Genomic DNA, 23683 nt, shown 5'->3' with positions numbered 1-23683 from the left:
CAAATTGCAGAACCGGGCTATATTTACCATTGGCGATCTGGCGAAGCGTGAGCCGGACTGCCTGCAACTGCTGCTGGGGGCCTGGGGAGAAACACTGTGGCATTTCGCCAATGGCTCGGATATTACGGCCGTTAAGCGATTGGGAGAAGAAAGCATCGCTCAATCCATTGGCAATAGCACTACTACACCAAGGGATTTGCAGAACCTAGAGGAAGTTGATCATCTATGTACTGGCCGAGAGTGTTGCGGCCCGGCTTCGCTCTCACGGGCTTAAATGTACGACTGTCGCAATCAGCGTGAAAAGTATCGATGATATTCGCAGCCGTTTTGGGCATTATTGTGTGCAAAGGTGTTCAATGCTTACCGATAGAAAACTGACGGGCCTCAATCGAAAGAGGATCATGCCATTCATCCGGTTTCCTATTTTAAATAGCGAGGTGTCTTATGGCTAAACAATATATCGCAGTAACCGCGCAACATAATCCGGACGGCACAACAAAGCCGCTCAGTATCCGCTGGAGGGACGGGCGCGTATATTATTCGGTAGACCGTGTTATGGATGTGCGCCAGGCCGCAGCATTAAAAGCAGGCGGGTGCGGGATAAGGAATACTTGCCGGATTCATGGCAGACAGGTGTATTTATTTGAGGAAGAGGGCAAGTGGTTTATAGAATGAACCAAAATGCTAAAAAAACGGTAGAGATTTTGCGTTCTCTGCCCGTTTTACTTTAAAGTAATGTCTTTCTATGAAAGTAAGGTCTTTCTATGATGCAGATAATCTAAAAACCGTTTGACGGCAGGAGATGCCTGGCGGGTATTTTTCAATACGATTCCCAGCTTACGGTAAGCAGGGGCGTCTAATTCTTTCTGGACAATTTTATAAGGTGTGCGGTGAAGTACTAGCTCAGGCAATATGCTGATACCTAATCCGCTCTCGACCATTGAAATAATAGCGTAGTCGTCTCTTGCCGTAAAGCGTACATTAGGGCGTATGCCATTCGCCTCGAAAATCCCCGTTATTTCGTTTTCCGAACCTACTTCTAACAGAATAAACGGCTCGTCCGATAGCTTGCTGACCGGGAAGCGCGCGCAGGTGACAAGCGGGTGCTGCTCCGGCAATATCACCATGAGGCGGTCCTGTTCCAAAAAAATGCTCTCCAATTTCGCTTTCGCGGGCAGGCGAAGAAAGCCGCAGTCTGTCCGGCCTTCCATAATCCAGTTTTCAATTTCGGTGTAATCACCGTGCAGGAGCTCAAAATCAATTTTGGGGTATTCGTTCTGGAAGGTTTTTATCATATTGGGAAGCCAATGCACAGATACGCTGGTAAATGTGCCGATTCTAATGATACCGGATTCCAGGCCGTGTAGTTCGCCGATTTTGGTGATAAGCTCCCGGTTTGCATTGCAAATGTTTCGCACCAGCGGTAAAAGCTGTAAACCATCGGATGTAATACTTACGCCGGAGCGGTCACGGGTAAGCAAAGTAACGCCCCACTCGTTTTCCAGAGCATTGAGCATATGGCTGACGGCGGATTGCGTATAGCCAAGCTCCTGCGCCGCTTTCGTAAGGCTCCCATATTCCACTGTTTTTAGAAAGGCTTGATATTTTTGAATAGCCACCCGGATCAGTCCTATATTAAGAAATTTCATGTAAACAATGAAAAAGCTGAGTTTTTATAATTATTGTCCTCATAGTATACTAATTTCAGGCAAAATGCAAGAGTCGCCGTTTATATAGATAAGCCTGATAAGGGCGGGAGGAAAAAGGTCATTGAAGATAAAAGAATGCAGCTTTGGTCTGCAAAATGGAGAAACGGCATGACGCAAAGAAAAGCTGATTTACTCATTGCCACTGTTTCTATCGCCTGGGGGACTTCCTATTTGCTGATGAAACTTGGACTCAATGGAATTGGGCCTTTTTCTTTAATCGCGTTGCGATTCGGCATTGCGTTTCTTGTAACCTTTAGCATCTTTTTCCGGCGGGTAATCAAAGCCGACGTAAAGATCATTGGTTATAGCGCAGTGCTGGGGCTGATTTTATTTGGCATTTTCACTGTGCTTATGTATGGGCTGAAAACAACAACAGTTTCATCTGCCGGCTTTCTAACAAGTGTAACTGTTATTTTTGTACCGATTTTGCAATCCCTAATTACCCGGAAAAGACCTACACTGCCGATTGCCGGAAGCGTTTTAATCATCCTTATAGGAATAGGGCTTTTAACAATCAAAGCTTCGTTTGTAATGGAAAACGGTTCAATTTTATGCGTTCTCGGCGCGTTTTTATATGCAGTCCATATTATCCTTACAAGTTCCCTGGTTCAAGAAATCAGTGGATTGCAGCTGGGAATTTTTCAGCTGGGATTTGCCGCCCTATATGGAGTGATTTTTTCATGTATTTTTGAAATACCGGCGTTGCCATCTAATACAACAGAGTGGATTGCCGTATTGGGGCTGGCCCTTGTGTGCAGTGCGTATGGCTTTGTTGTGCAGCCTATTGCCCAGAAATTCACGACGCCGGAAAGGGCCGGCATACTGTTTGCTTTAGAACCGGTTTGTTCGGCTTTGTTCGGCTTTGTTTTTTTGCAGGAAATGCTGCAATTGCAAGGTTATGTTGGGGCTATGCTTGTTTTGTGCGGTGTATTGATCTCCGGCATTAAGGAAAAAGATAACAAAGATGTTTTGAAGACCGGGGCGGCTGACTAGCTTCCATGACACAGTACAACCGCACCGGCCTGTCCGGCGGTGCTTTATTTTATGGCGCTAATTCAAATAGTTTTGGCCGGTTTTTATTTTTTTCTTTACACAAACAAATGTTCGTGATACGATAGGAATAAATAATCGAATAAATGTTCGTTGGAGGGATTGCGTAATGGCATCAGATAAAGGCGTTATCGCTGCGGAGAAACAGGGAAAAGAGACTGCGTTAGAGAACGCGATCAGGCAAATCGAGAAGGATCATGGCAAAGGCTCAATTATGAAACTAGGTGAAGCGGCCGCAAAAATGAATGTCGAGGTTATTCCAACTGGCGTATTATCGCTTGATGTGGCATTAGGCGTCGGCGGCATTCCCCGCGGCAGGGTCATTGAAATTTATGGCCCGGAATCTTCCGGGAAAACCACGGTTGCCCTGCACATGATCGCTCAGGCGCAGAAAGCCGGCGGTCTTGCTGCCTTCATTGATGCTGAGCATGCCCTTGATCCGGTCTACGCGAAAGCGCTGGGCGTTGATATTGACAACCTCTTGATTTCTCAGCCTGACAATGGGGAGCAGGCTTTGGAAATAGCGGATGCTTTGGTGCGCAGCGGCGCTATAGATATTATTGTTGTGGATTCGGTTGCCGCTCTGGTGCCAAAAGCAGAGATTGAGGGCGAAATGGGGGATTCTCATGTTGGCCTGCAGGCAAGGTTAATGTCTCAGGCAATGAGAAAACTTGCCGGCATTATCAGCAAATCACGGGCAACGGCTGTATTTATTAATCAGCTTAGGGAAAAAGTTGGTGTTATGTTTGGCAGCCCGGAGACGACTACCGGCGGACGGGCTTTGAAGTTCTATGCATCGGTGCGGCTGGACGTACGGAAAATTGATACTATTAAACAGGGCAATGAAATTGTTGGCAACCGGACCAGGATTAAAGTTGTGAAGAATAAGGTGGCGCCGCCTTTTCGGCAAGTTGAATTTGATATTATGTACGGCCAGGGAGCATCCCATGAAGGGATCCTGGTTGATACCGGCACTGAGCTTGATATTATTGATAAGAGCGGCGCCTGGTATTCATACGGCGCAGACCGATTGGGGCAGGGCCGGGAAAATGCAAAAGAGACGCTAAGAAATAATCCTGATATTGCCGGGAAGGTAGAAGCTGAGATTAGGGCGAAGCTGATGAGCGGCAAGGCTGCTCTGCCAATCGCGCCGGAAGCCGCGGCGGCTGAAGCGGCAGAATAAAAAATACTATATCCAATAGCTTGCAATTACTCCGGAGGGGTTTGCAGGCTATTTTACTTGTATACTAACTTTTTATGTTGTTTAAAAAGTGACGATAAATTTCCAAATTATTATATTCTTAGTCCAAAATATGATATGATTTTTTATATTATCAAGATAAAATTAAATAAAAGTAAGTTGAAGGGGGAAATATTGTGGGACGGATGAAGATAGAACAAATAAACATCTTTCCGGACAGGCCGGGCGTTACGCTGACAGCCTATATTCCTCAGGGCGCGGCGGATCTTCCGGCAATGATTGTGCTCCCCGGCGGGGCGTATATTGCATGCGCACCCGGTGAGGGCGAGCCGGTAGCCCGGTTTTTTGCGGAACGGGGCTTTGCAGCCTTTGTATTGAAATACTCCACTATGTATGAAGGCTTTGCGCCGGCCCGAGGGGAGCCGGTGAATAAAAACGTCCATTTTCCCGGACCGTTGCTAGATTTAGGCCGCGCTGTGCTGGCCATCAGGGAGCGGGCGGAGGGCTGGGGCGTAGATGGGGGAAAAGTAGCCCTCTGCGGTTTTTCCGCCGGCGGGCATCTGGCGGCCAGCTATATAACCGGCTGGAATGGACCGGAACTGGCGGTTTTGGGCGTTCCGCCGGAACAGCTGCGACCTTCGGCAGCGGTTCTTTGCTATCCGGTGACGGACTTTGGTATTTTGCGCAGCCAGCAGGCGGGAGAGGCAATTCTGATGGTTTATCAGGCCATATTCGGGACAAGTGAGCCTTCCCCTGAGCAGCTGGCTTTACGCAGTCCTGCCCGGCACGTGACGGACAGTGCGCCGCCTACCTTCATCTGGCATACGGCCGACGACGACAGGGTGCCTGTTCAAAATTCGGTGGTGATGGCTGACGCATTGGAAAGAGCCGGCGTACCCTTTGAACTGCATATCTTCGACCACGGCCCCCACGCCGCTGCCTTGTCCCGCGGTTTGCCGGCAGAGGTCTGGCCCGACTTGGCGGAGCGGTTTTTGAAAAGAACCCTCTGAACTGCCGTGCACCGGTTGTACTTTCTTATTTCGCGAATAAGCAAAAAGCTTTCAGGAAAAATACTGAAAGCTTTTTGCTTATTCGCGGCTATTCAGCTCATTCATCCTGCTGAGGCCTAAGGATGGCCTGTGAACGTCAATACTAGTCGTGCTTAATATGTTCAATGCTTTGAGCAAGCAGTGAACCGACATGTTCGTCGTCTAAAGAATACCAGGCCAGTTTTCCTTCGCGGCGATATTTGACCAGGCGCGCACTGCGCAGCAAGCGGAGCTGATGCGATACCGCCGATTGTCCCATATCGACAACCGCGGCAATATCGCAGACGCATAACTCCCGTTTTGATAGGATTTGTAAAATTTTTACTCTGGTTGTATCCCCAAGCAGCTTGAAAATTTCAGCAATTTGCTGGGCCTCACTGTCAGGAATCGCTTCGTTTCTGGCGATACAGATGATGTTCGGATGCTCACAAAACTGTTCGCAAAGATCCTCCAGGCATTCAGGACCGCGCATAATGATCACCTCTAATAAGATACATAATATATAATTTATCTCAAAAGTCAAGGTGTTTTTCGCTCATAACAATTTACGGCAGTTTAGCGGCAATTACTGTTGCTGCCAGTCTGGCCAAGATGAAAGAACGGAAAGGGGAACTGTCGCCCGGGGCCGGTCTGTTATCAGCCGGCAGTCCGTTAGGGAATAGCCGGAGTTTTACCGGACGTCTGCAGAGGATTTTAAATTCTGGTTTCCGTTTCAGCTTCTGCAGCAAGCCTGGTAACCAGAATTTTATCTACCCGCACCCGGTCCATGTCCATTATTTCAAAGCGCAGATCATTCCACTCAAAGCTTTCGGACGCTGCGGGAATATAACCAAGATATGAAGTGACAAAGCCCCCGACTGTCTGATAATGATCGCGGGCTTCATCCGGCAGCTCATCAATGTCGAAAACTTCCTTAAAGTCCTCAACTGGCAATAAGCCGTCAACAAGCCAGGACCCGTCATCGCGCTGAATGATTTGAACATCCTCTAATTCAGTATCAGGGGAGATGTCGCCTACGATTTCCGACAGAATATCATGGAGGGTGATAAAACCGATTACTCCGCCGAACTCGTCGAGTACCACGGCTTCGTGCGTACCGGTTTGCTTAAAGGTCTCAAGAATTTTGAATGCTTTCATCGATTTCGGGATAAACATGGGAGTACGAACCAGGGATTCAATATCAAGGCTGGCATTGAGGTTTGCAGATAAGAGATCCTTGATATAGATTATGCCTGAAAAATCATCGAGATTACCTTTGGCTGCAGGAAAGCGGGTGTGGGAGCTGTCCTTAATGATCTGTAAATTAAGCTCAAAGGGTTCTTCCAAGTCCAGCCAGACCATTTGCGTACGGGGTGTCATAATAGAATAGGCACGCTGATCGCCTAAGCGAAAGATTTTTTCTACCATGTCCTGCTCGGTTTTCTCGAAGGTTCCGGCTTCAGTACCCTGTTCAATCAGAATTCTGATTTCGTCTTCAGTTACCGGCGGTTCCTGCGAAGGTTTGACCCCGAGAGTCCTAAGGGTAAACTTGGTGGAAGAACTTAAGAATTTGACGAGCGGTGAGGCCAATCTGGCAAAGGTACGCATGGGGCGGGCCAGTAATGCCGCAATTGGCTCGGGGTTATTCAGCGCCAGTCTCTTCGGCACCAATTCACCCAGAATAAGGGAAAGATAGGTAATGCTAGAGATAACAATAAATAAGGCAACAGCCTCACTGTAACTGCCGATAACCGGAATTGACTGCAGCTGTGGAGCCAGGCTTTTGGACAAAGTAGCTCCGCCAAAGGCGCCGGTAAGAATACCGATCAAGGTAATTCCAATCTGAATAGTCGATAAAAGAGGCGTTGGCTCCGCCGCTAACTCTAAAGCAATCCTGGCGCCGGTATCGCCGGAATCAGCCTGTTTTTCCAATCGTGCTTTACGTGAAGATACTATGGCCATTTCAGTCATGGCGAAAACTCCATTCGCCAAGATCAACATTAGTATTATGGTAATTTCCAGACCTACCGAAGGTGTGTCCAAATACGTGTTCACTCTCCTTGCTTTTGCAAACTGCACAGGCAGAAGTTTAATTATTTAAAATAATTATATCATATGAAATAAGTTCACCAAAGTTTTTGGTCTGGCATTTTAGCTAATTAAGCATAAAATGAAGATATTCAGCTTTATTATCATGTTTTTTTACAATAAATAGCGAACTGCTATTGCAAATGAGGATTCATATAAGTTAAAATTTAAATGGGAATATTACTAAATAAGAAAGGTGTTATCTGGCTATGGAGCAGCTGATTAGGGTTTTGCGTGATAAAGGATTTAAGATTACGCCGCAGCGCCGGGCGGTTATTACCGCGTTAGCTAAGTGCGGCAAGTTTCCCACAGCTCAACGGATTTGGGATTATGTGCGTACAATTACCCCTGATGTTAGTTTTGATACAATTTATCGCAATTTAAGCTTATTAGTTGAGTTAGGAATCGTCAGCGAGATTCATACCAAGGGCAGAGAAGGCAATGTTTTTGAAATTGTGGAAACAGATCATCATCATCACTTGATTTGCGTAAGCTGCGGGACGACGCAGTGTCTGGATTTTTGTCCGGTCAGCCATGGGGATTTGGCTAAAGCTGAAGCCGGTGGTTTTAAAATAACTTCGCATTCTCTGGAGTTTTACGGCTATTGCCGGGAGTGCGCCAGTGCCGGTTAGAAACATTAAGAAGGTTAAGGAGGCGCCAACGTGCGATTAGGAAAAAGAGTGTCTGTTTATCTGCTGGTGCTGAGTTTGGTTGTGTTTGTCGCCGGGTGCGGCAAAGTCAACGAAACCAGCGCAGTTAGTGAAAAAATGAAGGTTGTAGCTACCGTTTATCCGGTTTATGATTTTGTGCGTCAGGTTGGCGGTGACAAAGTCGAGGCGGTCATGCTGGTAAATCCAGGGACGGAACCTCATGACTGGGAGCCGACAGCGAAGGAAATTGCTCAGATTAAAACCGCAAAGGTGTTTTTTTATCATGGCGCCGGGCTGGAACCGATTGATAAGCTGTTAGCGCCGGAAGTGCTGGGATCCGCCAAAGCGGTGGAGGTGAGCAAGGGCATTGCATTATTAGCCGACAGGGAAGGGGAGCATGAGCACGAGGAGCATGAGCACGAGGAGCATGAGCACGAGCATGAAGGCAAAGAAAATGAACATGGTCATGAACATGGTCATGAACATGGCCATGTTCATGTTGATATGCATACCTGGCTTGATCCGGTCAGCGCACAGCAGGAGGTAAAAACGATTGCTGCAGCTTTAGCAGCTGCAGATCCGTCCAACAGCGATTATTATCTGGCAAATGCCGAGCGGTTTAACAGCGAACTGGCCCAGCTGGATCAGGATTATAAGTCGGCGCTAAGTACCGTTGCCCGCAGGGATATCATAACAAGCCATGCCGCATTTGGTTATCTGGCTGAGCGTTATGACTTGCATCAGTTAGCCGTCATGGGCTTATCGCCTGACAGTGAGCCAACGCCTGATAAAATGGCTGAAATTATTAAGTTTTGCCGTGAACATAATGTCAAATACATATTTTTCGAAACTCTGGTTAGTCCCAGAGTATCAGAAACGATTGCCAAAGAAACCGGAGCCGGGTTACTGGTTTTAAATCCAATCGAGAGTTTGACTGCCGAAGAGGTAAAGCAAGGGAAAAATTATTTAAGTATAATGAAAGAAAACCTTGAGAATTTAAAGAAAGCATTAAATGATTAGGGTAGTATGAAATAATAGGTCTGTGAATAACTTAGAAATACGTTATTCACAGACCTATTATCTTATCAGCCATTATCCTACCGTTTCAGGTGAAACGGAATTGTTGTTACAATGACGTTTTTTCTTAAGATCAGCAAAGTACGTAAAATCCAGCCTGTCTGGTTATGCAGCAGGCGATGCCACCATTGTTTGGTTTCAAACTCAGGAATGAGTACAGTGATAAAGTCTTCCGGATCTTTTTTTGCGGCAATTTCATCAATATAGTCAATGAGCGGCTGAATGACCAGGCGATAGGGCGAGTAGACGGTAACAAGCTCAATCCCCGGGTTCCAGCGCAGCCACTTTGTCCGTACTTTTTGACCTGCTTCTTCATCTGTGGCGATATGCAGGGCCACAACAGTATTGCCGATGGATTTGGCATATTTTAAAGTTTGAGCGACAACTGCGGTTGGTGTGGAGATTGGAATGATAACAATATTCTTGCCTGCTACATTCGCTGAATTTGCCGGAGGCAGTTCTTCCAGCGGTAAATGAAGCTGTTCGGCCATATCATTATAATGGCTGCGGATTTTTTTAAACGCCATGATCATTACAGGGATAAAGATCAAAATCATCCAGGCTCCGTAAGCAAATTTGGTGACGGCGATCATGAGTACCACGATGCCGGTAACCGTTGCGCCAATGGTATTTAATATTGCCCGGGGCAGCCAGCCCGGAGTTTTCTCCCTGCGCCAGTGTACAACCATCCCGGACTGCGCAATGGTAAAAGAAATGAAAACGCCTACAGCATACAGCGAAATGAGATGTTCAGTATCGCCCTGATACAGGATGATTAGCAAGCCGGCGATCATACTCAGCAAAATGATGCCATTGGAAAAATTAAGGCGCTCGCCTCTAAAGCCTAAATAACGCGGCATATAACCATCTCTTGCCAAGATTGACAGTAGCGGCGGCAAGCCGTTAAAAGCCGTATTGGCCGCCAGATATAGGATCAGCATGGTCGTAACCTGAATATAATAGTAAGCCCAGTTTCGGCCAAAGATGAGTTCGGCAATTTGCGATAAGGCGGTAACTTCTCCCAACGGTAATATATGAAAATGCAGAATAAAAAAAGAAATGCTGATGAACATCAATCCTAAAATTGCAGACATCCAGTAGGTTGTGACTACGGCATTCTGGATTGACGGTTTCTTAAACATCGATACTCCGTTGGATATTGCCTCCAGTCCGGTCATGGAACTGCAGCCACTGGCAAAAGCCCGCAAGACCAAAAGGGTTATTGCCCAATCCCAGTGCGGTGAAAGCGATTCCTGCGGGATTGCCGGCAGCGGTGTGGTTAACGCTTGATAAAAGCCTGTCAGAATTAACAGGGCAATGCCAATAATAAAGGCGTAGGTCGGATACACAAATGCAGTCGCCGATTCGCGCATTCCCCGCAAGTTAAGGAGCATCAATATGGCAAATAAAACGATTAAATCTATGGTAACCTCGTAACCGGCGAGGTCGGGAAATGCCGAAACAATTGCGGCAGTGCCTGCACAGACGCTGACTGCCACAGTCAGCGTGTAGTCGGCAAACAAAGCCGCCGCCGCTGTAAGCGCCGGCAGCTCACCCAAATTTGCCCTGGCTACCGCGTACGATCCGCCGCCGCCGGGCGTAACTCGGGTCACCTGCACATAGGAAAAAGTGACAATCGCCAGCAGCAGCAATATGGCTATTGCTACCGGACCAAGAAAACCATAGGCCATTAGGCCGGGAACCGCCAGAATCAGCATGATTTGCTCAGGACCGTAAGCGACTGAAGAAAGTGCATCTGATGAAAAAATGGACAGAGCTTTCCATTTTGGCATTTTTTCGTGAGCAATTTCCTGATTGTGCAACGGCCGGCCAATTAGCAACCGCCTTAACAATCGCATCATAAAATTTAGACCTCCTAACAATGTAGTCAATATCCAAAACGATGCCGTCAATGAAAAACAAAAAAGACCTAAGAATGGTCTTTAAGCTTTTTGGATTTGCGGACAAAGGGCGGCAGACGGGGGCGACGACGGCTGCATGATCAATTTGTATGACTCTGTAGCCCAATTATACACTAACGGCAGGAGAAGGAAAGCGTCGTTTGCGGTCATGCCGCAGTCTGGCTATGTATAGACGTTTGTTAAGACGGCCTAAAGGCTTGGCTCGTTGTTTTTTTAGAGCTTTAGCCTATTTTTCTCGATTTTTCAGCGTTTATTCCAGCCGGTTGTTTTGTATCTGAACCAGAGCTTCAACCTTACAACTATCCGTCTGGATAGAAAAAAGCGCCAGTTAGCTGGCGCCTGGGGAAAGTAATGCTACCGGGGAGCAGCGCATTGCGGATTGCAGCCGGGTTTTGGAAAACAATAGCCGGGATTACAGGCTGGCCGGCAAGCGGGGTAACAATAACGCGGCTGGCAAAAACGCGGCCGGCATACCGGGAAGCAATTTACTGGCTGACAGGTAGGCTGGCAGGCAGGTTTGCAAGTTGGATTGCAGTTTGGGCGGCAGGCGGGGTTGCAGTTTGGACGACAGGACGGATTGCAATTTGGGCGGCAGGCGGGATTACAGTTTGGACGACAGGATGGATTGCAGGGGGCTGCGGTTGGATAACAGCCGATATTTCCCTGAAGGCGGTCGTCAGCCTCGACATCGTCTTCAATGTAATCATTAGAATAATCATCATATGTGCCGTCATCCTCAGCTGTATCCTCATCCTCAGCTTTTACCAGCTCGGAATTTTCATCTTCAAACTCCAGGAGTTCAGGTCTTTCCCATTTGGGTGGCTTGGGTGAGAAGGTCATTGGGTTTCGCCTCCTATTTGTTTTGTGGTTTTTTCATTGCAGTTCCATTGGCCGGTGTAAGGATCATAAGAGCAGCCTACGGAACAGGCAAGCCAGCGGTTCTGCCTATCACTGCTTTGCGCCAGCGGCCGGCAGTCATTGCAGGCATAGCGATATTCGCAATCCTGGCATTTTTCCACCTGATCTTTGGTTGTCCGCCAGATGGCTTTCAGGGGTTCGCCGTTCAGCACCTCATGCAGTGTAGCTGTTAATATGTTGCCGCAGGTCTGACTGCGGGCAAAAATACAAGGGATAACATCACCGCTTGCCGTTATCGCAATTTTTCCGGTGAGGCAGGAATGATATTTCTGGGCTTGAGTAAAAGAGTATTCATCAGTGTAAAAAGGCGGTTGAATGGGTTGCTTGGTGTAAAGGGTTGGCGTTAGCGCTGCATCATTGCCGCGCCCGGTTGGCCGGACGATATCCGGCGGAGTTGGTTCAACGCCCAGCCGGGTGCAAAGTTTCATAATGTTGTCCGCCTGCGTTTCATTGGCTTTCATAATAATTGAGGCAATTCTCAACGGAATGCCGGCGGCCAGCAGCTTGTTAATCGCGGTCATGGTTTTGTCAAAGCTGCCTGGGTGCAGGGTAACCCGGTCATGTACTTTGGCATTGTCGGCATAAATCGTTGTCGCAATACTAACATTGTATCTTTTAAAGAAGTCAATATCAGTATCCTGGATCAAAGTGGCGTTGGTGAAAATTTCGATAAACTCAAATCCTGCATCACCAGCTTTTATGACCAGTTCCTGCCAGTTCTTATATAGCAGGGGTTCGCCGCCAATCAATTGAATAGCTGTAGCTCCGGCTTGCCGGGCCTCAGCAATGATGTCGAGCCAGCGATCGTGAGATACCTTGTCTGTCTCTTGGACAGCCGGACCGCTGGCGGTATAACAATGCAAACATTTATTATTGCAGGCTGAAGTCAGCTCAAGCCAGAGAAAATCGATTTTTGCCGTTTGATCGGCCAACTCAGGCTCCATTGGCTGATGCTGCGGCGGGGTCAAATAAAGAGAACCCAGCCCTTTGGCGGTCAAACTATCCAGGAATTGCAGGTAAACTTGATTATCCGGGCAGTTAACATCAAATAGTTCGGTGGCTGCTGCAGCCTGGCAAGCTTGCAGCAGCTCCAGCGCACCACGGTTGATGGAATAAACCTTGGCGCTGGCAAAGTCATAGATGGCTCCCCGGCTTGCCCCTTCTACCAGCTTGCAGTGGTTGTGCAGACGGTAATACAAGCTTTGCTCCCTCCTCTATCCGGTAGTCTTATACATGATATGCAGTAATGCTGTTTTAGTGTGCTACTGTTAGGGACGAATTGTCATGAGAAGGGTACAAATACCTGGATTTTAGTTGACAGAAGTAGTAATAATGGTTATAATAAATACTGTCTTAAACACGAAATGCGGAAATAGCTCAGCGGTAGAGCATCGCCTTGCCAAGGCGAGGGTCGCGAGTTCGAATCTCGTTTTCCGCTCCATATGACTTGTTACCCGGCAGGCATAACTGCTGGGCTTTTTTGCATATACTTGTATTTACTAGATAATTATGGTATGATACTAGGTATGGCAATTAAGGTTTTTGGCACTTGATTTTTGGAAGAAGTTAACTGGCTCGCCAGGGAAAACCGGAAAAATTGGTAATAATAATATAAAATGGGAGGACACAGTATAAATGAAGTTAACAGCGGAAAGAATAGACAATCATAAAGTTGTTTTAGAGATGGAAGTCCCACAGGTTGAAGTGGCTAAGGCTCTGGAAAAAGCTTATACCAGGCTGGCAAATAAAGTTAATATTCCTGGGTTTCGCAAAGGAAAAGCGCCGCGCAATATTTTGGAAATGCGTCTTGGCAAGCAGGCGCTGCTGGATGAAGCCTTCGACATTCTTGCACCGACGGCTTACAATAAGGCTTTGGCTGACGAGAATATTGAGCCTGTGGGTCGTCCTGAAATTGAAGTCATCAAATTAGAGGAAAATCATCCTCTGGTGTTTAAAGCTACCGTTGTTGCCAAGCCTGAGATTGAGCTTGGCCAGTATAAAGGGCTGAAAGTTGAGAAAGCCGCAGTTGAAGTTACTGAGGACCAAATTAAAGCCCAGCTTGACGGATTACTGGATCATAATGCCAAAATGGTAGTTGTCGAGGATGCGGTGCTTGCTAACGGTGATTTTGCGGTAATTGATTTTGAAGGCTTTATTGACGGCGTGCCATTCAGCGGCGGTGAAGGCAAAGGATATCCTTTGCAATTAGGGTCAGCCAGCTTTATTCCGGGATTTGAAGAACAGCTTTTAGGGGCTAAAGCCGGTGAAGAACGTGAAGTCAGTGTAAGCTTTCCGGAAGATTATCATGTCAAGGAACTGGCCGGCAAAGCGGCGGTATTTAAAGTTAAAATTCATGACGTTAAACGGAAAGAGCTGCCCGAGCTTGATGATGATTTTGCAAAAGACGTCAGTGAGTTTGATACGGTAGAGGAATTAAAGGCCGACATCAAGAATAAGTTAGAACAGACTGCACAAGAAAAAACAGAGCGCGATTTTAGAGCGGCTGTAGTTAAACAGGCTGTTGAAAACTCAACGGTTGATATTCCTGAGATAATGATCGAGCAACGGATTGATCATATGCTCAATGAGCTTGACATCAGTTTGCAAAATCGCGGCATGAACCTTGAAAACTACATGCAATATGCTAAAATGGATATAAGCGCTTTACGTCAGAGTTACCGTGATGCAGCCTTATTGAATGTAAAAACCGATTTAATGCTGGAGGCTGTGGGCAAGACTGAAGCTGTTGAAGTAAAACCGGAAGACATGGAAGCGGAAGTCGTCGCTATGGCTCAGACCTATGGCGCTTCACCAGAGCAGGTAAGCAAAATTATTCGTGAACAAGGACGTATCGGTGATTTAGCTGCATCAATTATCCGTAAGAAGGCCGCCCAACTCATTATTGACAGTGTGGCTGCAGAATAATCGGCAACAAATGGACTGGTACCGAGTACTATAAATTAAACTGAGGTGGTTCCTATGAATTACGTGCCAATGGTAGTGGAGCAGTCTAATCGCGGCGAGCGGGCATATGATATTTACTCGCGTTTGTTGAAAGACAGGATTGTTTTTATCGGCGGTCCAATTAACGATACGGTAGCGAATCTGGTCATCGCTCAATTGTTATTCTTGGAATCAGAAGATCCTGACAAAGACATTCATTTGTATATTAACAGTCCAGGCGGTGTTGTCACTGCCGGTTTGGCAATTTATGACACCATGCAGTACATCAAACCGGATGTTTCCACCATTTGTCTGGGGCTGGCCGCCAGTATGGGCGCCTTGCTGCTAACCGCAGGCGCCGCCGGCAAGCGATATGCCTTGCCTTATGCCCGGATTATGATTCACCAGCCTCTGGGCGGCGCTCAGGGGCAGGCATCAGATATCGAAATTCAGGCCCGGGAGATTTTGCGCTTGCGGGAAGTCACGAACGAGATTCTTGTCCGGCATACTGCTCAACCGCTGGATAGAATTCAAACCGATACGGAAAGAGACTTTTTTATGTCAAGCGAACAGGCAAAAGAATATGGTATTATTGACTCTGTTATTATCCGTGGGGAAAAAGGTACCGAAAGCTCTAAATAGAGAGGTGATAGCATGTTAAAGTTTGGGGATGACAAAGGTCAGCTAAAATGTTCCTTTTGCGGTAAGTTACAGGAGCAAGTGAAGAAATTGGTTGCCGGCCCGGGGGTATATATTTGTGATGAATGTATCGAACTATGCAATGAGATCATTGAAGAAGAACTCAGTGAAGATATCGATATGGAACTCAAAGAAATTCCCAAACCAAAGGAAATAAAAGACATATTGGATCAATATGTAATTGGTCAGGATCAAGCCAAAAAAACATTATCAGTAGCTGTCTATAATCATTACAAACGCATTAATCTTGGCACCAAGCTGGATGATGTTGAATTGCAGAAATCAAATATTGTCATGTTGGGGCCAACAGGCAGCGGAAAAACTTTACTTGCGCAAACACTGGCTAAAATACTCAATGTTCCCTTTGCTATTGCTGATGCCACATCGCTGACGGAAGCCGGTTATGTTGGCGAAGATGTCGAGAATATTCTTCTAAAGCTTATTCAATCGGCCGATTATGACGTTGAAAAAGCAGAAAAGGGCATTGTTTATATCGATGAAATTGATAAAATTGCCCGTAAGTCTGAGAACCCTTCTATTACCAGGGATGTTTCCGGTGAGGGCGTTCAGCAGGCGCTGCTGAAAATTCTGGAAGGAACGGTTGCCAGTGTGCCGCCTCAGGGCGGACGCAAGCACCCGCATCAGGAATTTATTCAGATTGACACCACGAATATTTTATTTATCTGCGGCGGTGCTTTTGACGGGATTGAAAAAATTATTGGTTCCCGTACAGGCAAAAAAACCATGGGATTTGGCGCTGAAGTTACCAGCAAGGAAAAGAAAAATCTCGGCGAAGTACTTAAGCATATTTTGCCGGAAGACTTGCTGAAATTTGGGCTTATTCCGGAGTTTGTAGGCCGCCTTCCGGTCATTGTAACGCTGGATGCCCTGGATGAGGCTGCGCTGGTGCGGATATTGCTTGAACCTAAGAATGCGCTGATTAAGCAGTATCAAAAATTCCTGGATATGGATAATGTTCAATTGGAGTTTAAGGATGAGGCTTTGCGGGCTATTGCTCACGAAGCTCTTAAAAGAAATACCGGGGCCCGGGGGCTGCGGGCCATCATTGAAGGCATTATGTGCAATGTAATGTATGAGGTGCCGTCAAGAACTGATGTTACAAAATGTACAGTCACTAAAGAGGTTGTTTTGCATAAAGAGGAACCAATGCTTTGTACGATTGACCGGAGCAAAACAAAGAAAAAAGAAGAGTCGGCCTAAAGCAAGGGAGTTTAACTCCTTTGCTTTTTTTGTTTACAATAATTCGCTGACCAGCAGCTTTTTTCCAGGATAAAAAACCTTTGGCTGTTCATACTAAAAAAAGCAATCAAAGGTTTTTGCAGGAAGGAGGCTTTGGGCAAAGTGGATTATGCTGTAAACATTATTACTTTTATTCAGTTTTTTTTCGCGATCGTCATCGGTTTATATTTTTTAAACCTGTTGAAATCACAGCAGGGCAACAAGGTCGCCATAGACCGGGAATCGCGAAAGGAAATGGATAAGCTGCAACGTCTGCGTGAGATATCCCTGACCGAGCCGTTGGCGGAAAAAACACGTCCGTCAACATTTGCGGAAATTATTGGACAGGAAGAAGGGCTGAAAGCATTGCGGGCCGCTTTATGCGGTACGAATCCGCAGCATGTCCTGATTTACGGACCGCCCGGCGTAGGCAAGACTGCGGCGGCAAGACTAGTGCTTGAAGAGGCCAAGCGCCATCCATTATCACCATTTGCCGCGTCAGCCAAGTTTATTGAGATGGATGCGACTACAGCCCGGTTTGATGAACGGGGAATTGCCGATCCCCTGATTGGCACGGTGCATGATCCTATTTATCAGGGGGCCGGCCCTTTGGGCGTAGCCGGTATACCTCAGCCCAAACCGGGTGCAGTGACCAAGGCGCATGGCGGGATTTTATTTATTGATGAAATTGGTGAGTTGCATAATATTCAAATGAATAAGCTATTGAAAGTACTTGAGGACCGGAAAGTATTTTTGGAAAGCTCCTATTACAGCAGTGAAGACACCAATATTCCGAATCATATTCATGATATTTTTCAAAATGGCCTGCCGGCGGATTTCCGGCTGGTGGGTGCTACTACCCGCACCGCTCAGGAAATACCGCCAGCCATCAGATCGCGGTGTGTGGAGATTTTTTTTAGACAGCTGTTGCCCGATGAAATCAGCATTATTGCGCGCAATGCAGCGAAAAAAATTGATTTTGTCATTGACGACAAGGCGGTCGAGGTTGTAAAAGGCTACGCCACCAATGGACGGGATGCGGTAAATATCATTCAGATCGCGGCAGGCATTGCGGTCAATGAACGAGGTAAGTCCGTCATTGCCGATGATGTTGAATGGGTGGTCAATTTTAGTCAATATAGCCCCAGGCCAGATAAGAAGATACCTGCCAATCCGCAAATTGGCTTTGTCAATGGCCTGGCGGTGTATGGAGCCAATATTGGGACGATGATGGAAATTGAGGTCTCGGCAGTGCCAAATCCCTTTAAGAATGGCAAACTAAAGGTTACCGGGGTTGTCGATGAAGAAGAAATTGGTTCGCCAGGCCGCCTTATCCGGCGTAAAAGCATGGCCAAAGGATCGGTAGAGAATGTGCTGACCGTATTGGCAAATCGCTTTGCCATTGATTTTGATCAATATGATGTTCATGTTAACTTTCCTGGCGGCGGCCCGATTGATGGGCCATCAGCCGGCATCACCATGGCAGTGGCAATATTTTCAGCCATTAAAAATATTGCCGTTGACAATAAAATTGCTATGACTGGTGAGATTTCGATTCGTGGTCTAATCAAACCCGTTGGCGGGGTAAGTGCGAAGGTAACTGCCGCTAAGCAGGCAGGAGTAAAAAAAGTATTGATTCCGAAGGAAAACTGGCAACAGATTTATCAGAATTGCGGTATTGAGGTGATTGCCATTGAAACGATTGATGAAGCCATTGCCCATGCGTTAATTGAGGATGTGAAATTTAAATCGCTGGAAAGTGTTGTTACTCAGCCCGATTTGCTGACGGCAACCGGTGTCGGTATACATATGGCCGGAGGTCGGCAATGATACAGGCCCGGACTAAGCTGCCCGGCGGTTAAATACAGAAAATCGACATTCGTCTTCACGAAATGTCGATTTTCATTTACACAGATGAAAAACACAGCTTGCGCGGCGCAGTCCGGGGCCGAAGGGTTCTTACGGCAGTGGAGCTGATGCTTGCGCTAAAAGGCGGCGGAATTCACTGCCGCTGACACATTCTTTTTCCAATAAAAGCCGGCTGAAAGCTGCCAGGAGATTTTTACGCCGGTTTAACGTCTGGCCTACGGTTAGTTCAATTTCCCGTAAGATTGCGGTGATCGTCTGATGCAGCAATTCTTGCGGCAGGTCATCGGGGGATACGATCCCAAGTTTTGACATGCCGCCATAAATCATTTGCTTGGTATAACCTACCGCAGCTTTAAAATCACTGGCTGCGCCGGTACTGCGGTTGCCGAAGGTGATTTCTTCCGCTACTGCTCCAGCTAAGGCTACCGCAATTTTTTCCTTCAGATAGTCTGACGGATATAAATAAATATCCTCCGCTTGTGTTTGCCGGACATATCCTAAAGCATTGCTGCGCGAAGCAATATTAACTGAAGCAACTGAGCCAGGCTGGCTTAGCTCACTCAGTATGGCATGACCGGCTTCATGTACGGCAATGCGCTTTTTTTCGCTGTTATTGGGCAGCCGGTCAAGCTTCTCGCCCATGATGACTTTTTCAATGGCGTTTCTAAAATGAATATCAGATAGTTCCGTCCTGTTTTCCCGCAAAGCCATAATTGCTGCCTCATTTGCCACACTTTCCAGATGAGCGCCGGAAAAGCCGAAAGTATCGGCGGCGATCGTTTCCAGGTCTACCTCGCCGGCAAGTGGCTTATTGCGGGTGTGCAGCTTAAGGATATGCAGCCGGCCATTTTTATCCGGCAGGTCTACGCGAACCTGCCGGTCAAAGCGGCCAGGCCGCAGCAGCGCCGGATCAAGAATGTCAATACGGTTGGTGGCGGCGACTACCAGGATGCGGATATCATCGCTGTTGGTCAGGCCGTCAAGCTGGACCAGCAGCTCATTGAGGGTTTGGTCGTACTCCAGATTACTGTTGGCTTGACCGCGTTTTCCGCCAAGCACCTCTATTTCGTCAATAAAGATTACCGCGCTTTCTTTTTTTGCCGCCCTGGCTTGTTGGCGGGCTTGCTGAAATAACTGCCGTATCCGCTGGGCGCCGACGCCTACATACATTTCGACAAACTCAGAACCGCCGGCGGAGAGAAATGCTGAGTCGGTAAATTGCGCCGCTGCTTTGGCCAAAAGAGTTTTCCCTGTTCCGGGCGGCCCGCTCAGCAATATGCCTTTTAATGGACGAATCCCAAGCTGATTTAAGCGCTTGATATCTTTGATAAATTCTAGCGCTTCCCGCAATTCATTTTTGGCAATTTCCTGCCCGCCGATGTCGTCGAAATTAATCAGGACGCCGGATTGGGTGTTATTGACAGGCGCAGCAAACGATTTATGGCCCGGGCGTGCTTTAGCAAGCAGGATAAATCCGCCAATCAAGGCTATGAAAAATATGACAGGCATGATATCATAACCCTGTACGGTAAAAAATAACAGTATTCCCCCAGCCATACCTAAGGCAATTTCCGTACGATGCATTCATCTCACCTCCACTGTCTGCCTGGGCACGACGATGTACAAATTACCGGCAGGGTTGGCTAACTGCAGGTACACGTATTTGGCGTCGACATATGTCTGGGCAGTTACATTGCCGGCCGCTGCCCTGGTTTGGATGCGCTCAGCCATTAAACCAAAATTACCGGTAAAGATGGCCTCTTGGATATAGTAGTGAATAGAATAGTATAGCTGTTCTAGTTCCGGAGTAGGTGAACTGTGCAGAATAATTTCATACTTGTTATGCCCCAGCACGTTTAGGATCCGTTCGTTTAAAGCCTGATAAGTTGTTTGCAAATTAGCGACATTTTGCAATTTCACATTGATTCGGGTAATCGGTGTATTTTTACCGGCTTTGTCCAGGGAAGCTGACTCAACGCCGTCAATTCCCTGGGCTATTTGTGACATTGGTTGAGCTATGGCGTATTGCTGCCATAGAAATTGGCCGCCAAACAGTAAAGCTAGGGTTATCAATATGGTAAGCCCCATAATTGACCAATGATAATTCTGCCAATTCATGTGGTTTCCTCCTTCTAATTGGCAACAAAACACCGTTTTAGTTAACATAAAAATTATAGCATTACTAAATAGAATACGCAAAGGCAATTTCTTGATGTAATTTTTGGCGAATCATCCCAATGTTAAAGGATTTCGGGTTTGTCATAAGAATATTTATAATTACAGGCGTTGAAACTAACAATGAATTTTAGGAACTCAAAAGGAGGCTATACACATGGCAAAAAAACGTACAATTCCACTACTGCCGCTCAGAGGCATTTTGGTTTTTCCATATATGATCATTCATCTTGATGTGGGACGGGAAAAATCAATCAGCGCTTTAGAAGAAGCAATGGTGCATGATCGCCTGATCATGCTGGCTACCCAGGTTGATGCCCAAAATGATCAACCTGAGCCGGAAGATATCTTTCATATTGGAACAGTTGCGGAAATAAAACAACTGCTTAAGCTGCCGGGCGGTACAATCAGAGTATTGGTTGAGGGCCTGTATCGGGCTGAAATTACGAAATATAAAGAGCTTGCCCCCTTTTATCAAGTGGAAATTTCCGAGTTTGATGATAACGGCGTTAAAACACCGGAGATTGAAGCGCTTACCCGCACCGCTGTCCATCAATTTGAGCAGTGGGTAAAGCTGAGCAAGAAGATTCCGCCGGAAACTTTGGTTTCGGTGGTGGTGGTGGAAGAACCAGGCCGGCTGAGTGACTTGATTGCCAGTCATTTGTCTTTGAAAATTGAAGATAAGCAGGCTTTGCTTGATGCCATTGAGATCAAAGACCGGCTGGAAAAGCTTTGCGAAATTCTCGGCCGGGAGATGGAAATTCTTGAACTGGAGAAAAAAATCAACGTCAGAGTCCGTAAGCAGATGGAAAAGACGCAAAAAGAATATTACCTGCGGGAGCAGCTAAAGGCAATTCAAAAGGAACTGGGAGAAAAAGACGACCGTATATCGGAAGTTGCCGAATATCGCGAAAGACTGAAAGAACAGGCGTTTCCAACGGAAGTGGCCGAAAAAATCAACAAAGAAATTGAGCGCCTGGAAAAAATGCCGCCAATGGTTGCCGAAAGCGGTGTTATCCGGACTTATTTGGACTGGCTGTTCGCTCTGCCCTGGGCAAAACAGACCGAAGACAGTTTGGATATTGCCAATGCCCAAGCAATTCTGGATGAAGATCACTATGGGCTGGGTAAAGTAAAAGAACGTATTCTGGAATATTTGTCCATCCGGAAACTGACTGAGAGCATGAAGGGGCCAATCCTTTGTCTGGTGGGGCCGCCGGGAGTCGGTAAAACTTCATTGGCGCGGTCCATTGCCCGCTCAATGGATCGCAAGTTTGTCCGGGTGTCGCTGGGCGGAGTTCGTGATGAAGCTGAGATTCGCGGCCATCGCCGTACTTACGTCGGCGCCTTGCCAGGGAGAATTATTCAGGGCATGCGTACCGCAACTTCGAAAAATCCGGTGTTTCTGCTTGACGAGATTGACAAGATGAGCGCTGATTTTCGCGGCGACCCGTCGGCAGCCTTGCTGGAAGTTCTTGATCCTGAACAAAATAATACCTTCAGCGATCATTATGTAGAGATTCCTTTTGATTTGTCGCGGGTATTATGGGTGGTAACGGCAAATGTCATGCATAATATTCCCCGCCCGTTATTAGACCGGATGGAAGTCATTAATATTGCCGGCTACACTGATGACGAGAAGGCGCAGATTGCCAAACGGTATTTGATTGGCAAACAGATGAGAGATCATGGGCTGAAAGAAAAGCAAGTTGTTTTTTCGGAAGGGACGATTCAAAAAGTAATTAATGACTACACTCGTGAAGCCGGGGTTCGTAACCTCGAACGAAATATTGCCGGGTTATGCCGTAAAGCGGCCAGACAAATTGTTCAGGACAAGCGCACCAGCATAAAATTTACAGCCCAGAACCTGCACACTTTTCTGGGGGCGCCAAAGTACCGTCAGCGCCAGGCGGAAGCCATTGATCAGGTAGGGGTCAGCACCGGGCTGGCCTGGACTGAAGTTGGCGGCGATGTGTTGCCGACGGAGGTGTCTGTTCTAAAAGGCAAGGGGAAGTTAATTTTAACCGGTCAATTGGGCGAAGTGATGCGTGAATCGGCGCAGGCCGGCTTAAGTTATATCCGTGGGCGGGCCAGTCAATTGGGTATTGATTTGGAATTTTATGAGAATAACGATATTCATATCCATTTGCCGGAAGGCGCCATTCCCAAGGATGGTCCGTCTGCCGGGATAACAATGGCTACAGCTGTTGTCTCCGCTTTGACCAGCAAACCGGTAAAAAACGATCTGGCAATGACCGGTGAAATAACTTTGCGGGGCCGGGTGCTGCCGGTTGGCGGTATTAAAGAAAAAGTGCTCGCTGCTCATCGGTTAGGCATGAAAAAAATTATTATGCCAAAAGAAAACAAACGCGATATGGACGAAATCCCGAATAATGTTAAGCGGAATCTGGAATTTATTCTTGTTGAGCATATGGATGAAGTTCTGCAACACGCTTTGGTGAATTAAGATGACTGTGGCTGGTTTGGACATCATTAGGGCGCAGTACATTGCATCGGCGGTGAGAATGGATCAGTATCCGGCAGGCGATTTTGGGGAAATTGTGTTTATCGGCCGTTCCAATGTCGGCAAATCTTCGTTAATCAACTCGCTCAGCCGGCATCGGGGCCTGGCCCGGATTAGCGGAACGCCGGGAAAAACGCAGACCATCAATTTTTATCAGCTAACGGCCAGGGGGACTGCTGAAGAGCGGACAGAATTTTTTCTGGTCGACCTTCCAGGCTATGGGTATGCCAAAACCGGTCAGGCCAACCGGCGGCAATGGTCGCGCTTTATTGAGGAATATTTGCTTAAATCGCCCCGGTTAAAGCTGGTCTGCCAATTAATTGACATCAGGCATCCGCCGATGGCTAGTGATGTCGATATGCATAAGTGGCTTGTGGCCAATCAACTGCCGGTGCAGGTCATTACGACTAAAGCAGATAAAATCAGTAAAATGGCAGTTCAAAAGCAGGCTGGCATAATCAAAAAAGCCTTGGGCATGACCGGCCAGCCGTCAATGATTGTGTATTCCTCGCTGAAAGGGACTGGGCGCCAGGAGTTGCTTGACGTAATTGGCCAAACTTTGCTAAAATAAAACAAGCCGAAGAAGAGACA

22 protein-coding genes and 1 tRNA gene are annotated in these 23683 nt (G+C 47.0%); 16 read left to right on the top strand and 7 right to left on the bottom strand.

Annotation, left to right across the window (positions count from 1 at the left end; genetic code table 11):
* Positions 1-4 precede the first annotated feature (4 nt).
* The 3 genes from BLR06_RS19915 to BLR06_RS04545 are packed head-to-tail and all read left to right on the top strand — an operon-like array spanning position 5 to position 675.
* Positions 5-274, top strand: coding sequence for a DNA polymerase Y subunit UmuC family protein (locus BLR06_RS19915; RefSeq protein WP_245698017.1), 270 nt, complete (start codon positions 5-7; stop codon positions 272-274).
* Positions 216-452, top strand: a complete 237-nt coding sequence (locus BLR06_RS20300) for a DinB/UmuC family translesion DNA polymerase (RefSeq protein ID WP_340148013.1) — start codon at positions 216-218, stop codon at positions 450-452. The genes BLR06_RS19915 and BLR06_RS20300 overlap by 59 nt, the downstream gene beginning before the upstream one ends.
* Positions 445-675 (top strand): hypothetical protein, encoded by a 231-nt coding sequence (locus BLR06_RS04545; RefSeq protein WP_092068873.1) that lies wholly within the window; start codon positions 445-447, stop codon positions 673-675. The genes BLR06_RS20300 and BLR06_RS04545 overlap by 8 nt, the downstream gene beginning before the upstream one ends.
* 68 nt (positions 676-743) lie before the next feature.
* Here BLR06_RS04545 and BLR06_RS04540 read toward each other — a convergent pair whose 3' ends face one another.
* The gene (locus BLR06_RS04540) at positions 744-1619 is read right to left on the bottom strand and encodes a LysR family transcriptional regulator (protein ID WP_217636825.1); all 876 of its coding nucleotides are present in this window, start codon (positions 1617-1619) and stop codon (positions 744-746) included.
* A gap of 198 nt (positions 1620-1817) precedes the next feature.
* Between BLR06_RS04540 and BLR06_RS04535 the strand changes: the two genes are divergently transcribed.
* The 3 genes from BLR06_RS04535 to BLR06_RS04525 all read left to right on the top strand — a co-directional run bounded on the left by BLR06_RS04535 (position 1818) and on the right by BLR06_RS04525 (position 4970).
* Entirely contained in the window at positions 1818-2702 is an 885-nt protein-coding gene (locus BLR06_RS04535) for a DMT family transporter (protein ID WP_092068870.1), read from the top strand.
* A 166-nt stretch (positions 2703-2868) separates the two neighbouring features.
* Positions 2869-3942 (top strand): recombinase RecA, encoded by a 1074-nt coding sequence (recA, locus tag BLR06_RS04530; protein ID WP_092068867.1) that lies wholly within the window; start codon positions 2869-2871, stop codon positions 3940-3942.
* A gap of 203 nt (positions 3943-4145) precedes the next feature.
* Entirely contained in the window at positions 4146-4970 is an 825-nt protein-coding gene (locus BLR06_RS04525; RefSeq protein ID WP_245698041.1) for an alpha/beta hydrolase, read from the top strand.
* Positions 4971-5112: 142 nt separating this feature from the next.
* Here the strand turns inward: BLR06_RS04525 and BLR06_RS04520 are convergent, their stop codons facing one another.
* Complete coding sequence (locus BLR06_RS04520; protein WP_092068861.1) at positions 5113-5481, bottom strand: ArsR/SmtB family transcription factor; 369 nt, start codon at positions 5479-5481, stop codon at positions 5113-5115.
* Between the two features lie 221 nt (positions 5482-5702).
* Entirely contained in the window at positions 5703-7043 is a 1341-nt protein-coding gene (locus BLR06_RS04515) for a hemolysin family protein (RefSeq protein WP_245698016.1), read from the bottom strand.
* Positions 7044-7285: 242 nt separating this feature from the next.
* Between BLR06_RS04515 and BLR06_RS04510 the strand changes: the two genes are divergently transcribed.
* Both BLR06_RS04510 and BLR06_RS04505 read left to right on the top strand, forming a co-directional pair.
* Entirely contained in the window at positions 7286-7708 is a 423-nt protein-coding gene (locus BLR06_RS04510; protein WP_092068858.1) for a Fur family transcriptional regulator, read from the top strand.
* A 30-nt stretch (positions 7709-7738) separates the two neighbouring features.
* Positions 7739-8746, top strand: a complete 1008-nt coding sequence (locus tag BLR06_RS04505; RefSeq protein WP_245698015.1) for a metal ABC transporter solute-binding protein, Zn/Mn family — start codon at positions 7739-7741, stop codon at positions 8744-8746.
* A 77-nt stretch (positions 8747-8823) separates the two neighbouring features.
* On the opposite strand, the gene BLR06_RS04500 is transcribed toward BLR06_RS04505, so the two are convergent.
* Positions 8824-10665 (bottom strand): APC family permease, encoded by a 1842-nt coding sequence (locus tag BLR06_RS04500; protein ID WP_092068855.1) that lies wholly within the window; start codon positions 10663-10665, stop codon positions 8824-8826.
* 432 nt (positions 10666-11097) lie between these two features.
* On the opposite strand from BLR06_RS04500, the gene BLR06_RS20190 reads away from it, so the two are divergent.
* Positions 11098-11556, top strand: coding sequence for a hypothetical protein (locus BLR06_RS20190; protein WP_092068852.1), 459 nt, complete (start codon positions 11098-11100; stop codon positions 11554-11556).
* A gap of 5 nt (positions 11557-11561) precedes the next feature.
* On the opposite strand, the gene BLR06_RS04490 is transcribed toward BLR06_RS20190, so the two are convergent.
* Positions 11562-12842: a radical SAM/SPASM domain-containing protein gene (locus tag BLR06_RS04490; RefSeq protein WP_092068850.1), complete on the bottom strand. Its 1281-nt coding sequence runs from the start codon at positions 12840-12842 to the stop codon at positions 11562-11564.
* 167 nt (positions 12843-13009) lie between these two features.
* Here BLR06_RS04490 and BLR06_RS04485 point away from each other — a divergent pair.
* The 5 genes from BLR06_RS04485 (at position 13010) to lonB (ending at position 18354) form a co-directional block, all read left to right on the top strand.
* Positions 13010-13084: transfer RNA gene (locus BLR06_RS04485), tRNA-Gly, on the top strand.
* A gap of 194 nt (positions 13085-13278) precedes the next feature.
* Positions 13279-14568: a trigger factor gene (tig, locus tag BLR06_RS04480; protein ID WP_092068847.1), complete on the top strand. Its 1290-nt coding sequence runs from the start codon at positions 13279-13281 to the stop codon at positions 14566-14568.
* Positions 14569-14622: 54 nt separating this feature from the next.
* Positions 14623-15228, top strand: a complete 606-nt coding sequence (clpP, locus tag BLR06_RS04475; RefSeq protein ID WP_092068844.1) for an ATP-dependent Clp endopeptidase proteolytic subunit ClpP — start codon at positions 14623-14625, stop codon at positions 15226-15228.
* 12 nt (positions 15229-15240) lie between these two features.
* A complete protein-coding gene (gene clpX / locus BLR06_RS04470; RefSeq protein WP_092068841.1) occupies positions 15241-16506 on the top strand; it encodes an ATP-dependent Clp protease ATP-binding subunit ClpX in 1266 nt (421 codons plus the stop codon).
* A gap of 141 nt (positions 16507-16647) precedes the next feature.
* Positions 16648-18354 carry an ATP-dependent protease LonB gene (gene lonB / locus BLR06_RS04465; protein ID WP_092068838.1) on the top strand — a complete coding sequence of 569 codons (1707 nt, stop codon included), beginning with the start codon at positions 16648-16650 and terminating at the stop codon, positions 18352-18354.
* Positions 18355-18483: 129 nt separating this feature from the next.
* Here the strand turns inward: lonB and BLR06_RS04460 are convergent, their stop codons facing one another.
* Both BLR06_RS04460 and BLR06_RS04455 read right to left on the bottom strand, forming a co-directional pair.
* Positions 18484-19977, bottom strand: coding sequence for an AAA family ATPase (locus BLR06_RS04460; protein WP_092068835.1), 1494 nt, complete (start codon positions 19975-19977; stop codon positions 18484-18486).
* Complete coding sequence (locus BLR06_RS04455) at positions 19978-20511, bottom strand: hypothetical protein (protein ID WP_092068832.1); 534 nt, start codon at positions 20509-20511, stop codon at positions 19978-19980.
* A 214-nt stretch (positions 20512-20725) separates the two neighbouring features.
* Here BLR06_RS04455 and lon point away from each other — a divergent pair, with 214 nt between their 5' ends.
* Together lon and yihA are read left to right on the top strand one after the other, a co-directional pair.
* On the top strand, positions 20726-23035 hold the full coding sequence (gene lon, locus BLR06_RS04450) for an endopeptidase La (protein ID WP_092068829.1): 2310 nt from the start codon (positions 20726-20728) through the stop codon (positions 23033-23035).
* A 1-nt stretch (position 23036) separates the two neighbouring features.
* Entirely contained in the window at positions 23037-23663 is a 627-nt protein-coding gene (gene yihA, locus BLR06_RS04445) for a ribosome biogenesis GTP-binding protein YihA/YsxC (protein WP_092068826.1), read from the top strand.
* Positions 23664-23683 lie beyond the last annotated feature (20 nt).

Origin of the sequence: Dendrosporobacter quercicolus, assembly GCF_900104455.1 — a bacterium.
Classification (GTDB): Bacteria; Bacillota; Negativicutes; order DSM-1736; family Dendrosporobacteraceae; genus Dendrosporobacter; species Dendrosporobacter quercicolus.
This window is presented reverse-complemented; position numbering and strand designations above follow the sequence as displayed.

Bases quoted from the DNA above. Each gene is read 5' to 3' on its own strand.
- yihA (WP_092068826.1), top strand. From the start codon at position 23,037: ATGACTGTGGCTGGTTTGGACATCATTAGGGCGCAGTACATTGCATCG.
- recA (WP_092068867.1), top strand. From the start codon at position 2,869: ATGGCATCAGATAAAGGCGTTATCGCTGCGGAGAAACAGGGAAAAGAG.
- tig (WP_092068847.1), top strand. From the start codon at position 13,279: ATGAAGTTAACAGCGGAAAGAATAGACAATCATAAAGTTGTTTTAGAG.
- BLR06_RS04460 (WP_092068835.1), bottom strand. From the start codon at position 19,977: ATGCATCGTACGGAAATTGCCTTAGGTATGGCTGGGGGAATACTGTTA.
- BLR06_RS04545 (WP_092068873.1), top strand. From the start codon at position 445: ATGGCTAAACAATATATCGCAGTAACCGCGCAACATAATCCGGACGGC.
- clpX (WP_092068841.1), top strand. From the start codon at position 15,241: ATGTTAAAGTTTGGGGATGACAAAGGTCAGCTAAAATGTTCCTTTTGC.
- lon (WP_092068829.1), top strand. From the start codon at position 20,726: ATGGCAAAAAAACGTACAATTCCACTACTGCCGCTCAGAGGCATTTTG.
- clpP (WP_092068844.1), top strand. From the start codon at position 14,623: ATGAATTACGTGCCAATGGTAGTGGAGCAGTCTAATCGCGGCGAGCGG.
- BLR06_RS04535 (WP_092068870.1), top strand. From the start codon at position 1,818: ATGACGCAAAGAAAAGCTGATTTACTCATTGCCACTGTTTCTATCGCC.
- BLR06_RS04520 (WP_092068861.1), bottom strand. From the start codon at position 5,481: ATGCGCGGTCCTGAATGCCTGGAGGATCTTTGCGAACAGTTTTGTGAG.
- BLR06_RS04525 (WP_245698041.1), top strand. From the start codon at position 4,146: ATGAAGATAGAACAAATAAACATCTTTCCGGACAGGCCGGGCGTTACG.
- BLR06_RS04455 (WP_092068832.1), bottom strand. From the start codon at position 20,511: ATGAATTGGCAGAATTATCATTGGTCAATTATGGGGCTTACCATATTG.
- BLR06_RS04500 (WP_092068855.1), bottom strand. From the start codon at position 10,665: ATGATGCGATTGTTAAGGCGGTTGCTAATTGGCCGGCCGTTGCACAAT.
- BLR06_RS04510 (WP_092068858.1), top strand. From the start codon at position 7,286: ATGGAGCAGCTGATTAGGGTTTTGCGTGATAAAGGATTTAAGATTACG.